This window comes from Sphingomonas sp. OTU376 (assembly GCF_038440415.1).
Classification (GTDB): Bacteria; Pseudomonadota; Alphaproteobacteria; order Sphingomonadales; family Sphingomonadaceae; genus Sphingomonas; species Sphingomonas kyeonggiensis_A.
Map to the genome: position 1 here is coordinate 55,690 of NZ_JASATQ010000006.1, position 12,794 is coordinate 68,483.

Below are 12,794 nucleotides of genomic sequence, written 5' to 3' on the forward strand. Positions count from 1 at the left end.
AGGCATCTCCCATGACCGAGACCGTTCCCCACGTCACGCTGAACAACGGCGTGGAAATGCCGAGCCTCGGCTTTGGCGTCTTCCAGGTTCCCGACCCGGCAGAATGCGAACGCAGTGTTCGTGACGCCATCGATGTTGGCTACCGCCTCCTCGATACGGCCACCTCCTATGGCAACGAAGAAGCCGTCGGGCATGCCATTCGCAACCACGGCATCGACCGCAGCGAACTGTTCGTCACGACCAAGCTGTGGATCGAAGACGCCAGCTATGAAGGCGCGAAGGCTGCCTTCGAGCGCTCACTGAACAAGCTGCAGCTCGACTATCTCGACCTCTGGCTGATCCATCAGCCCTATGGTGACGTGTACGGCGCCTGGCGGGCCATGCAGGAACTCCATCGCGCAGGTCGTATCCGGGCCATCGGCGTGAGCAATTTCTATCCCGACCGGCTGCTCGATTTCGTGCTGCACAATGACATTGCGCCTGCCATTAACCAGATCGAGATCCACCCCTTCCACCAGCAGGACGACGCCCAGGCCCTGCTCGAGGAATACAAGGTTCAGGCGGAGGCCTGGGGACCTTTTGCCGAAGGGAAGAACGGGCTGTTCAGCAATGCATTGCTCGCGTCCATCGGACGGAAGCACGGCAAGAGCATCGCTCAGGTCGTCCTGCGCTGGCTGAACCAGCGCGGCATCGTCGCGATCCCCAAGTCGGTCCGCAAGGAGCGCATGGCGGAGAATTTCGCGATCTTCGACTTTGCCCTCGATGACGACGACGTCGCCGCGATCGCCACGCTCGACCAGAAGGCCAGCAGCTTCTTCGACCATCGCGATCCGGCGATGGTGAAATGGCTCGGCACCCGCAAGCTTTGATCGGAGGCGCACCTATGTCAGACGAAATCGCATCAGCACAGGTCAGCCGACGAGACCTGCTGGGCGCGGCCGGTACAGGCGTCGCCCTCGCCGCGCTCGGAGCGCCTGCACGTGGAGCGACCAGCGCCACCGCCACGTCGCCGGCGAAGGCGATCCAGGTCGGCGCGCGCCGCAAGCTGGGCTCGCTCGAGGTTTCCGCCGTCGGCCTCGGTGTCCAGAACATGCACCGGACCTACCAGACGACCATCCCCAACCGGGCCGAGATGCACCGCATCATCAGCGGTGCCCATGATCACGGCGTCACGCTGTTCGACACGGCCGAAGCCTATGGGCCGCACGAAGACGAACGCATTCTGGGCGAAGCGACGCAGTCGTTCCGAAACAGCATCGTCATCGCGTCGAAGTTCGGATGGAATATCGATCTCGAAACCGGCGAACGCCGTCCCGGCCTGAACAGCCGGCCCGAGCATATCAAGCTGGCCGTCGAAGGTTCGCTCAAGCGGCTGCGGACGGACCGGATCGACCTGCTGTACCAGCATCGTGTCGACCCCGCGGTGCCGATCGAAGACGTCGCCGGGGCGGTCAAGGACCTGATGGCCGAGGGCAAGGTGCTGCATTGGGGCCTGAGCGAGATGGGGCTGAATACCCTGCGCCGCGCGCATGCCGCGCTGCCGCTAACTGCGGTTCAGAGCGAATATTCGATGCTCTGGCGCGGGCCGGAAGCGGAAGTTCTGCCGCTTTGCGAGGAACTCGGCATCGGCTTCGTCCCCTGGAGCCCGCTCGGCGTGGGCTTCCTGGCGGGCGCGATCGACGGCCAGACGGCCTATGCCGATGGCGACATCCGCAAGTATGAAACCCGTTTCGCCAGGGAGAATATCGGCGCGAACCTCGCCCTGGTGACCTTGCTGCGAAGCTGGGCCGAGCGAAAGCAGGCGACGCTGGCGCAGATCGCGCTGGGGTGGCTGTTGATCCAGCGGCCGTGGATCGTCCCCATTCCCGGCACGACCCAAATGGCCCACATGATGGAAAACGCCGGAGCGTCCGCAGTCCGGTTCACGCCCGCGGAGGCAGCGGAACTGACCGCTGCCGTCTCGGCGATCACCGTCAAGGGCGAGCGTCTGCCGCCTGCCGTCCAGGCACTGTCCGGTGTCGAAGCACCGCCAAGGGCATCGTGAGCACCGGTCTCGCGCTTTCGCGGCGCATGATTATAGGCGCCCCTGCGGTGCTGGCCTTCGCCAGCACTGCTGCCTGCGCCCAGGAAGGAGGGAGGGCCTCCATGTCGAATACTCGGACCCTGGTTGCCTATCTCACACGATCCGGGAACACCCGGGTCATAGGCGAGACGCTGCATCGCGCTCTTTCCGCGGACCTGTTCGAGATCCGTCCCGCGCGTCCTTACCCCGCAGACTATGAGGAGCATGTCGCCCAGGCAACGCGCGAACGCGCTTCCGGCTATGCGCCGCCCCTTGCCGAGCGGGTCGCGGACATTGCCGCCTATGATGCAATCTATCTGGGCTTTCCCATCTGGGGCGAAGCGGCGCCACCGCCCATCATCTCCTTTCTGAAAGCGCATGACCTGAAAACGAAGCTATTGCGGCCATTCATTACCCATGGCGGCTATGGCGTCGGCTCTGCGCTCAAAACCCTGGCCGAGCATGCGCCGGCCGCGCGCATCGAACCTCCCTTCGTGATGGAGGCGGATCAGGAACGCCGCACACTCAATCAAATCAAGGCCTGGCTTGGCCAAATAGGACAGTAGAGATGACAGAGATCTACGTAGGCGACGGTGAGAAATGGGAGCTTGGGTCGCGGTCATTTACGCGACTGCTGGCGGACTGAAGAACGAGCGTCGCGTGAATGGCGAGCCCGGCCGAAACCCGTCGTTCATTAGCCGAACTGGGAATGACAGAACCGCCCCAAACTCAGCCATCCTCCCGCTGGATGAACGAATGTAAGCTTTCGAGATCGACTTGACGGGTTTGGAATGACCGAGATTGGGGCGCATGGCCGCCGCGCGTTCAGATCAGGAGAAACGAGGCCCCCGACCAATATCAGTCATTCCGCAGCTGAGCCACCTTCAGCGCGGTGGCATTACCCCTCGCTGCGCTCCGCGCACCCCGCTAGCGGAGAGCCAACTAGGTCCGCGAGGAGACGCCGTCATTTGGTGCGAACCTCTCCATCCAGGGTGATCAATCCTCCTTCTGCATAGGCGGTCGGCACGGTGCCGCTCAGACCATAATAGCGGAAGCTCAGCGCCCGGAAATGGTTGATGTAGAGGATGCCGAAGCCCTGCCGAGGATCGAGCAGCAGCTCGAGATGATAGCGCCCATCGGCACTCGAAGGGATAGCCACGCGCGGCGCGTCCCCGCTCCGCCCGCCAATGACGAAGCTCGCCTGCTGCGATGCGCTATCGATCTCGGCCACCGCGTCGGCCGCGCCATTTCGCGTGAAGCGGAACCCGAACTTGTCGCCGGGGCGAACGCTCAGGTCGACCATGATCCGGCTCCCCTGGACGACGGGGTCCGCCACCGGCGCGCCCGGCGACAGCCGTCTGGTGGTCGTGACGAACTGCTGGGCCAGGGGCGCAGCGATATCGACTGCCAAGGCGCCGCTATCGGTCCGCCGGATGGCATGCGCCACCAGATCCCCGCCCCAGACGAGCTCGGTGTCGTCACGCCGGTCGCGGCGGCTCGCGACCCAGCCGAACAGCAGCCGGTCCGCGCCCGTGCCGGCGGTCTTGCCCGCATAGAAGCCGCGCCCGTCGAGCGCGTCGAACGGCCCATAGGCGAAGGGACCGGACGAGGAGGCAGCCTTGAGATAGCGAGTCTGGCGTGCGGCGTCGCGCTGGTCGGAGAAGAGGAGGAACCAGTCGCTTCCCTCGCGGAAGAAGTCGGGCACTTCGAGGTTGAGCGGCGAGGTCTCGGTGTAGAGCGGTGGTGCCGCGGTCCAGTGATCGAGATCGCTCGAAGTGTAGCGCCCGATCGCCGCCTGCCCGTTCTTCCGGGTCGTGATCAGCAACCACCAGGCCCTGGCCTCATCGTTCCAGAAGACGAAGGGATCGCGGAAATCCCATTGCTCATAATCGGGCGGCCCGGAGAAACGCGGCGCCGCGAGCTTACTCCAGGGGTCCGCCAGCGCGTCCGCGCGCGACACCATGACGGTCTCCTGCGGCGTACCGCCCGGGAGATGGCCGGTATAGAAGATACGGTAGCTGCCTGCCGGGTTCGCGACGATGCTGCCGCTACCGGTCCAGTAATCGGGCTCGCCCGCCTGCCCGACCGGCACCGCATCGGCCGGCGGCGACCAGCTGGTCAGGTCGCTCGAGGACGACATCCGCCAGGGATGGCGGCCTTCGTTCTGGAGATAGAAGACGTAGTAGCGGCCATTCTCGAAATAGGGGTTCGGATCGCCGATCCCCTGTGCCTCCAGGCCGAAGAACAAAGGGGCGGCCGTAGCAGCCGGACTGGGCGTCGGCGTCGGGCTCGCTGCAGGGGACGGCGTTGGTGTCGGCGCGGTGGCAACCGGGCCCGCCACGGCACTGGCGGCACTCCCGCCACAAGCGGCCGTCAGGCTGGAGGCAAGGAGCGCCAGCGGCGCCAGGGCATGAACAGGGGTCTTGCGCATCTAGGGTCTCCGGCATGGTTCAAGCATGGCGAAGCACCCGCCGGCAGAGCCGGCGGGTGCGCGAGACGTCACATCTTGAAGCGGACCCCAAGGGTGAAATAGCGGCCCTCGAGCCTGAGATCGCGGGGGAAATACTGCGTTTCGTTATAGTAGCGATAGTTGTTGAAGGACTGGGCCAGGAGGTTGCTGGCATTGGCGACCACGGTGATCCCCTTCATCGCCTCATAGGAAATCGATGCATCGAGGCGCGAGATCGGCCGGGTCATCTCGCCCGCATAACGCTGGCTGTCCGAGTTCAGATAATAGGCCGTCACAAAGTGCGACCGCCAATTATAGGAGACGCGCGCCGAGAGCCTTCCCTTCTCATAGAAGCCGCTCAGATTGTACGACCACCGGGACACATTGGTGATGGGGACATCCGGCGCCTTGCCGCCCGGCGTCGCCGGCAGCGCGTTGGTGCCGTCGAGATAGGTCACATTGGCCTGGGCGCCGAAGCCCGACAGCCAGCCCGGCAGGAAGTCGAAGAAGCTCTGGGCCGAGGCCTCGACGCCCCGGATCTTCCCCTTGCCGGCATTTTCGGGCCGGCTCAGCTGGATCAGGCCGTAGACAGGATCGATCGCGTCCTGGGTGTAGGTGTTGATGAAGCCCCAGAGATCATGGGAGAATGCGGCTACCGAAACGAAGCCGTTCTTCTTGAAATAATATTCGAGCGACGCGTCGAAATTCTGCGAGGTGAGCGGCTTCAGCTCGGGATTCCCGCTGCTGGCATAGCCATTATATTTGGACGAGCCCGATGCGGTCGCGGTGGTGATGTTGAGCGATGGGTTCAGGTCGCCAAAGCCCGGCCGGGTCCGGGTCTTGGTATAGGCAAGCCGCAGCTGGAGCTGGTCGGTGAAGTGGATCTTCGACTGGAAGGACGGCAGGACGTCGACATAATTCTGGCCGGCCGAGCGCGGGACATAGCTGACCGCGCCAGTCAGGCCGACCACCCGCGACATGCCGTTCGACTTGCCGTCCTCGTTCACGACGCGCACGCCGAACAGGCCATCGATCCGCATGCCGCCCAGGTCGAAATTGTACTTGGCCTGAGCATAGGCCGCATAGGTCTGCTCGCTGGCATGATAATCGGCCGACGGATTGTCCTGGATATAGTCGGTTCCGAACTGGGCGATGTTGTTCCTGAGGCCCTGGTCGGACGGATTGGCCGCGGACAGCTGCTGCAGGGCTGCGAGCGCGGCGAGCCGCATGGCATCGCCCTTGTCGCGGATCGCCGCCCGGCTCGGCTCGAGCCAGTTCTGGAAGCGCTGCGGATCGTTCCGCCAGCCATCGGTCACCACTTCCAGCTGCCCGGTCGGGAGGCTGGCGAGCGGAATGGCGAGCGACGTGGTCGAGGCGTAGCGATCGCCATTGTTGATCCGCGAGGTACGGGTCGTCGCGCGGAAGCCGAACTGCAGCTTGGGAAGCCAGCTGCTGTCGGTCTCGAGCTCGAGGTCAAGCCGTCCCTGATAACCGTCGCCCTGCGCCACGAAATGGCGCTGGTAATAGCCGTTCCAGAGATAGTTGGCGGGGTTGTTGGCGTCGAAATTGCCGAGGTCGAACACACCCGAGCCCTTCACGTCGAAATCGACGTTCACGGTCGGCACGCTCGAGAAATAGCCGTCCACCCGGTACTCCGAGGCTTCATATTTGCTCTTGGTATAGGCGAAGTCGCCGGAGAGCGTGGCGCGGCCGGTGGTCCATTTGAACCCCGTGGCACCCTGATAGGTGTCGAGCCGGTCGTTCTGTGCCGAGCGGTTGAAGGTCGGCGAGAAGCCGCCGGTCTTGGTCAGGCTGGCCGCTTTCCCGTTCTGGCCAGGCACGAGCACGACGTTGCTGAGCGTGCCCGCCGAGCCACCCAGCCCGACCCGGCCGAGATCCACCCCGAAGAAGTCGATCGTCTCGATACCGCGATAGGCACTCCACAAGCCCTCCGCATAGAGTTCGAGATTGGCGGACGGACGCCATTGCAGCGCGCCGTTGACCGACGGGCGGTACCGCGTGCCCTTGCTGTAGTAATTGCCGACCATGTTCGGGAAATAGAACTGCCCGACGCCCGGGGTCGTGACGGCCAGGTCGTCGGCCGGATCGCTTCTCGAATAGCCGGCGGGCGTGATCGGATTGCCATCGTCGAACCGGTCGGCGTTGCGATAGGTACCGCGTACCCAGCTCACATTGATAAGCGCGCCGATCTCGCCGATCCCGGTGTTCCAGCGCTTGGTCAGCAGCAGATTGCCTGCCGGGTCCGCCGCTTTGGACTGGTCGTTATAGGTGCCGCGGATCTCGCCCGCGATCGTCACGTCCTTGACGTCGAAGGGGCGGCGCGAGCGGATGTTGATCAGGCCGGCAAGCCCCGGCTCGATCAGATCGGCCGTTCCCGACTTGTAGACTTCCATCCCGGCCGCGACACTGGCCGCGAAGTCCTGGAAGTGAAGCTGGCGGTCGTCGGCGCTGAACAGCTCGCGGCCATTATAGGTGGTGGTAACATTGGGCAGACCCCGCACGAGGATGTCGCCAGCCTCGTCATTGTAGCGCAGCACCTGGACGCCGGTCACGCGGGCGAGCGCTTCGGCCGCATTGTTGTCGGGCAGCTTGCCGATATCCTCCGAGACGATCGCATCGACGATCGAATCCGAATTGCGCTTGCGCTCCTGTGCCGAACCCAGCGAGGCGCGAAAGCCGGTCACGACGATGTCATTGGCCTGCTCCTGCTCGGCCGAATTCTGGGCCGGCGGCGTATCCTGCGCAAAGGCCGGCGTGGCGGCGGCCAGGGCCGCGAGCGAAGCGGTGGCCAGCAGTCCGATCATTCTTCCAGTCATGCTACTCCCCTGTTTTCCTTTGTTTATTGTCAACTCTGTACCGGGCGCGGACACGCATCTTCCCACCGCCATCGGCCGGATGCCGATGACGTTGCGGGTCCGCCCTTGAGGGTTCAGCGCCGCTCGAGCGGCGCTAGATGCGCTTGTTCCGTGGGGTCATTCACCTTTTCCTTTGGCCTGCAGGGGCCAGGTCGTGAGATTGAGGGTGGCCGTGCCGCCGCGGGCCGACGCGCTCCAGCTGAGCGGTCCGCCGCCGCGGAAGAAGCGGTCGGTGATGGTCTGCTCGCCGTCATTGATGAACAGCTCGAGGATGGATTCGTCGACCAGCACGCGCAGCTTCACCTTCCGGCGCTTGAGATCGACCGGCGCGATGTGCCGGTTGGCGAAGCCATCGTGGAAATGCGGGCCGGACCGGGTCCGATCGATGAAGACCTCGCCCACCGCCGGGTTTACGCCGATCAGCGTCTGCCAGCCCTGGCCATCGGTGAGCGCGAGCGTGAGCTGCCCGGCGGTGCCCGTATCGAGCTCGGCCTCGAACTCGGCCTTGCCGCCCGGGATCGGCAGCGGCGTTGCAGCCTCGGCAAGCGGAAGCACCGCGCGTTCGGGCGCGCCGCGCAACGCGGCCAGCTCGCTTACCGGTGCCTGGAGGATCCGGTAGCCGTCCGCGGTCTTGCTGAGCGCAACGGTGCGGGCCACCGTCATCAGCCCGCGTGACGGCCAGGTCGGGATCGCCTCGGCATAGCGCCAGTCATTGGCCCAGCCGATCCAGATGCGGCGCGGGTCGGAGCCAGGCAGGTCATTGTACGAAACGGCCGCGTAGAAGTCGGCACCATAGTCGGTCCAGCGCGGCTGATCGCCCCAGCCCGCTACGGGCACGAAGCGCTTCCCGTCGAAATCGCCGACGAAATACTGGCCGCCCGACCCGCCGCCGACGGCATTGTCGCCGAGATTGACGGTGAGCACCCAGCGCTTCTCGCCAGGCGCGCCGCCCTGGACGGGCAGCTCGAACAGGTCGGGACATTCCCAGTTCTTGCCGCGCCCGCCGGCGGGACCGAAGCTGCTCGCGTAAGTCCAGTCCTTGAGGTTCGGCGAGGTGAAGATGAGCGCGCGGTTCTCAAGCGCGAGGACCGCGACCATCACCCAGCGTTTCGTCGCCGCATGCCAGAACACCTTGGGATCGCGGAACTCGCTCGACCCCACGCTCAGCACCTCGCCGTGCACGGTCCAGGTCCGGCCGCGGTCGTTGCTATAGGCGAGATATTGCGACTGGAGCTTCGCCTTGGGATTGTGCCCGGTATAGATCGCGATCATCGGCGGCTTGCCGCCGCGCCCGAAGCCGGTCGTGTTGTTCCAGTCGACCACCGCACTCCCGGAGAACGCCATCACCTCCGGCGTTTCGGGAATGGCGATCGGCAGTTCCTCCCAGTGGACGAGGTCACGGCTGACCGCATGCCCCCAGCTCATATGGCCCCAGCGGTCGCCATAGGGGTTGTACTGGAAGAACAGATGATACTCGCCGTCATAATAGACGAGCCCGTTGGGGTCGTTCATCCAGTTGCGTGCCGGCGCGAAATGATAACCGGGCCGGACATCGGCCTGCTGCGCGCCGGCCATGGTCGAAGTCGCCGCCATGGCCGCGGCGAGAAGGATGGCCAGCCGCTTCATGCTCGTGCTCCCGTGATATTCATGTCTTCGAGTGCGATACCGTTGGTCTCGGGCATGAACTTCCAGGTCCAGACCAGCTGGAGCAGCATCATCGCGCCGAAAAAGGCGAACACCCATCCACCGACGCTGGCCGCGAAGACCGGGAAGGCCCAGGTGATGGCAGCGGCCATCACCCAGTGGGTGGTGCTGCCGAGCGCCTGGCCCTTGCCGCGCACCGCACTTGGAAAGACTTCCGAGATCAGCACCCAGATCACCGCGCCCTGCGACATCGCAAAGGCGGCGATGAAGCCGAGCAGGCCGAGCAGGATGAGCGTCCCGTCCGGCGCCGCACTCTCGAGCTGCCAGCCGACTAGGAAAAGCATGACGGCACAGACCACCGAGCCGATGAACATCAGCGGCCTGCGCCCGAACCGGTCGATCAGGAACAAGGCGAGGATGGTGAAGACGAGATTGGTGCCGCCAACCGCGATCGACTGGAGCAGCGCGCTGTCCGCGCCTGCCCCGGCCAGTTCGAAGATACGCGGGGCGTAATAGAGCAGCGCGTTGATGCCCGAGAGCTGGTTGAACATGGCGATCGCGATCGCGCAGGCGACCGGTGCTGCATGCGCCGCCTGGAACAGGCGCGGCTTGCCCGCGGCCTTCTCGCGCGCCTCGGCCATGTCGATCCGGGCAAGCTCGGCGGCGGGATCGGCAAAGCCGAGCCGCTGCATCACCCGCATGGCCGGCCCGGGCTCGCCATGGATCGCCAGCCAGCGCGGGCTCTCCGGCAGCAGCAGCGTGACAAACAGAAAGACGGCCGAGGGGACCGCGACGATCCCGAACATCCAGCGCCAGGCAAGCGCATGCGGCACGAGGCTCGCCAGCACATAGTTGGACAGGAAAGCGAGCAGGATGCCGAGGACGATATTGAGCTGGTTGAGCGCGACCAGCCGTCCGCGGAAGCGCGCCGGCGAGACCTCGGCGATATAGATCGGCGTCACCACCGATGCCGCACCGATCGCCAGCCCGCCGAGGAAGCGGAAGCCGATGAGGATGTTCCACTCGGTCGCAAGCGCGGTCCCGAGCGACGAGACCACATAGGCGATCGCCACGGTCAGCATCACCGCCCTGCGCCCGAACCGGTCGGCGGGAGCGCCTGCCGAAAGCGAGCCCAGCACGGTGCCGATGAGCGCCGAGGCGACGGTGAAGCCGAGCATGGCGTCGGTGAGCGCGAACCGGGCCTGGAGCGCCTGGGTCGTGCCCGAAATGACGGCGGTGTCGAAGCCGAACAGCAGGCCGCCAAGCGCCGCGCCGGCGGCGCTCAGGACGATCGCCAGGGTGACGCGCGCGGCGTCGCTCTCGGGGCCGGCCCCGATCGAAGCCGAAGGGGAAAGGCTATGCATCGGAGAGCTCCGTATGGGCTGGTGCAATGAGGGAATCCGGGGCGCTTTCGGCCCAGTGCATCGGCCATTGCCGCGTGGCCGTGCGGTAGGCGATCGCGAAGGCGCCGGTCAGCCCGGCCGAAGGGCCGGCCGTCGGCGCGGCGATATAGTCGTCCATGTCGAGCGCGCGTATGCTCGAATCATAGCCGGCGAGCTTGGTGATGAGCGCATCGCGAACGCGCGCATGCATCGCGTGCTTATCCATGACGCCGCCGCCCAGAATGATCCTGTCCGGCCGGACGACATAGGTCAGCGTCGCGCACAGCCCGGCGATATAGTCGGCCTCGATGGTCCAGGCGGGGTGATCCGAGGGTAGCGTTTCCGCCGACGCGCCCCAGCGCGCCTTGATGGCGGGCCCGCAAGCTAGCCCCTCGAGGCAGTCGCCATGGAAGGGACAGATACCGGGAAAGTCATGGTCGCCCTCGGCGCGCGGCAGCCGGATATGGCCGGCCTCGGGATGGTTGGCGCCGCCGTGGGGAGCGCCGCCCACCAGCAGGCCGACCCCAATCCCCGTACCGATCGTGACATAGCAGAACGTGTCGAGCCCGCGACCGCTGCCGAACAGCCGCTCGCCCACCGCTGCACAATTGACGTCGGTGTCGAGGGCCATCGGCGCCTCGATCGTGCGGCGGAAATGGCCGAGCAGATCGACGTCCTGCCAACCGGCCTTGGGCGTCGAGGTGATCGATCCATGGTCGGGCGCGACCGGATTGAGCGAGAGCGGGCCGAAGCTGCCGACCGAGAAAGCCGAGAGCGGTCCGTGCCGCGCGATATGCTCAGCAAAGAAGTCGCTCGCAGCACCCAGCGTTTCGGCGGGCGTCGTGGTGGGAATACGGACCTGGGCGAGCACGGTGCCGCTACGATCGGCGATACCGCACAGGAATTTGGTCCCGCCGGCTTCGATGGCGCCCAGCAACAAAGGCGCCTCAACCACGGCATGCTCCCTGCTGCCGGCAGGTCGCGCAGACGCTGTCCACCAGACGCACGAACGGATTCGAGACGGAACGCCTTGTCATACCTCTCCCCTGATGCGGACGTGTCTTCACGCTCCGGAATTTGACTAAATCTACTAGTGTGATTTAATCGCGTCAATCAGGGAAATGGCAGATCTGCACCACCTCTCAGGCCTCGCCTGCGGCAGGCCCCTTCACCAGCGCGGCCAGATCGGGCGTGTAGCTGGCGTGCAGCGGCAGCAGTCCGGCCCCGGTCGCGGCGGCCGAGTCGCCGAGCGTGCCCTGGCGCACCAGGGGCACGAAGAAGTCGGGCGGCACATTGCTGCGAAGCCGCTGCTCGATCCCGCCCACAATGGCGCCGAGCATCGAGGCAGGCAGGGCGCCGTCGATGATCACTGCCTCGAGGTCGAGCAGGCTGTTGGCACCCACCACAGCGAAATGCAGCGCATCGCAGCAGCGCTCCAGCCAGGCGGCCCGCGCAGCCTCGCCTTCCGCCGGCAAGGCGTAGAGCGACGCATGATGGATCAGATAGTCGCTGGCGCCGCCGGCGCAGACCGGCATCGAGGCGAGCGCGCCGGCATTGCCGTGCCGGCCCTGCACGACACGGCCGCCCAGCACCAGGCCGCCGCCCACGAAAGTGCCGAGATTGATGTAGAGGAAATCCTGGAGCTCCAGCCCGGCGCCGCACAGCAGTTGCGCCAGCGTGGCAGCGTTTCCGTCATTCTCGAAAAAGGCCGGCCAGGCGATGCCCTCGCGCAGGCGCCCCTCGACCGCTGGGTCGCGCCACTCGTTCGCCTGGTCCTCGGAGATGCCGGTCTCTTCGCGCCATTCGCCGAGGAACCAGGGCATGGCGATACCGACGCCCAGCAGCGCCTCCGCATCGGCCTCCGCAGGCAGCACCGCCCGGGTGAAGCGATCGATCTCGCCGAGCACAGCATCAACTGCGGGAAAGGCGGCAGGCGTCCGCTCGATCGCCTTGCAGGCGCCGTCGAAATCGAGGAGCGCAAGCGTCAGGCCGCTGCGTCCGACCTCCACGCCGACCGTGTAGCCACGCTTGCCGTTGATCCGGTAGATCGTCGCGGGCTGTCCCATGCCACCAGTGCGTTTGCCTGCCTGGAGCAGAAAGCCTTCGGCCTCGAGTTCGTCGACGATCCGCACCACGGCCTGGGGCGAGAGCGCCGTCATGCGCGCCAGCTCGGCCTTGGAGGCGCCGTTCATCCGGCGGACCGCCGACAGGATCAGCCGCTCATTATAGCGCCGCAAGCCGCTCGCATTGGTGCCTGTGCGCATGCTGTGCATCGATTGCCTGTCCTGATTATGGTCGCACCCGATCCATCCATAAGAGGCCCAGCCGCGTTACGCCACTGCGTTACGCGCGTCTCTGGAGCGGGTGGCGGCGACATCCCG

Annotated in this window: 9 protein-coding genes; 3 read left to right on the forward strand and 6 right to left on the reverse strand. The window is 65.6% G+C overall.

The features are described 5' to 3' along the window. The first annotated feature begins 11 nt into the window (after positions 1-11). From AAHM44_RS04280 to AAHM44_RS04290, 3 genes are all read left to right on the forward strand, one after another. On the forward strand, positions 12-869 hold the full coding sequence (locus AAHM44_RS04280) for an aldo/keto reductase (protein WP_342249155.1): 858 nt from the start codon (positions 12-14) through the stop codon (positions 867-869). 14 nt (positions 870-883) lie between these two features. Beyond that, positions 884-2,044 (forward strand): aldo/keto reductase, encoded by a 1,161-nt coding sequence (locus AAHM44_RS04285; RefSeq protein ID WP_342249156.1) that lies wholly within the window; start codon positions 884-886, stop codon positions 2,042-2,044. A gap of 101 nt (positions 2,045-2,145) precedes the next feature. Beyond that, positions 2,146-2,628 (forward strand): flavodoxin, encoded by a 483-nt coding sequence (locus AAHM44_RS04290; protein WP_342249157.1) that lies wholly within the window; start codon positions 2,146-2,148, stop codon positions 2,626-2,628. A 398-nt stretch (positions 2,629-3,026) separates the two neighbouring features. Here AAHM44_RS04290 and AAHM44_RS04295 read toward each other — a convergent pair whose 3' ends face one another. The 6 genes from AAHM44_RS04295 to AAHM44_RS04320 all read right to left on the reverse strand — a co-directional run bounded on the left by AAHM44_RS04295 (position 3,027) and on the right by AAHM44_RS04320 (position 12,650). Further along, positions 3,027-4,493: a hypothetical protein gene (locus tag AAHM44_RS04295; RefSeq protein ID WP_342249158.1), complete on the reverse strand. Its 1,467-nt coding sequence runs from the start codon at positions 4,491-4,493 to the stop codon at positions 3,027-3,029. Positions 4,494-4,561: 68 nt separating this feature from the next. Further along, the gene (locus AAHM44_RS04300) at positions 4,562-7,348 is read right to left on the reverse strand and encodes a TonB-dependent receptor (protein WP_342249159.1); all 2,787 of its coding nucleotides are present in this window, start codon (positions 7,346-7,348) and stop codon (positions 4,562-4,564) included. Between the two features lie 156 nt (positions 7,349-7,504). Beyond that, the gene (locus tag AAHM44_RS04305) at positions 7,505-9,013 is read right to left on the reverse strand and encodes a glycoside hydrolase family 32 protein (RefSeq protein WP_342249160.1); all 1,509 of its coding nucleotides are present in this window, start codon (positions 9,011-9,013) and stop codon (positions 7,505-7,507) included. Beyond that, positions 9,010-10,395, reverse strand: a complete 1,386-nt coding sequence (locus AAHM44_RS04310; RefSeq protein WP_342249161.1) for a sugar porter family MFS transporter — start codon at positions 10,393-10,395, stop codon at positions 9,010-9,012. The genes AAHM44_RS04305 and AAHM44_RS04310 overlap by 4 nt, the downstream gene beginning before the upstream one ends. Further along, a complete protein-coding gene (locus AAHM44_RS04315) occupies positions 10,388-11,368 on the reverse strand; it encodes an ROK family protein (RefSeq protein ID WP_342249162.1) in 981 nt (326 codons plus the stop codon). The genes AAHM44_RS04310 and AAHM44_RS04315 overlap by 8 nt, the downstream gene beginning before the upstream one ends. Positions 11,369-11,555: 187 nt before the next feature. Continuing rightward, the gene (locus AAHM44_RS04320; protein ID WP_446745951.1) at positions 11,556-12,650 is read right to left on the reverse strand and encodes an ROK family transcriptional regulator; all 1,095 of its coding nucleotides are present in this window, start codon (positions 12,648-12,650) and stop codon (positions 11,556-11,558) included. Positions 12,651-12,794: the final 144 nt, after the last annotated feature.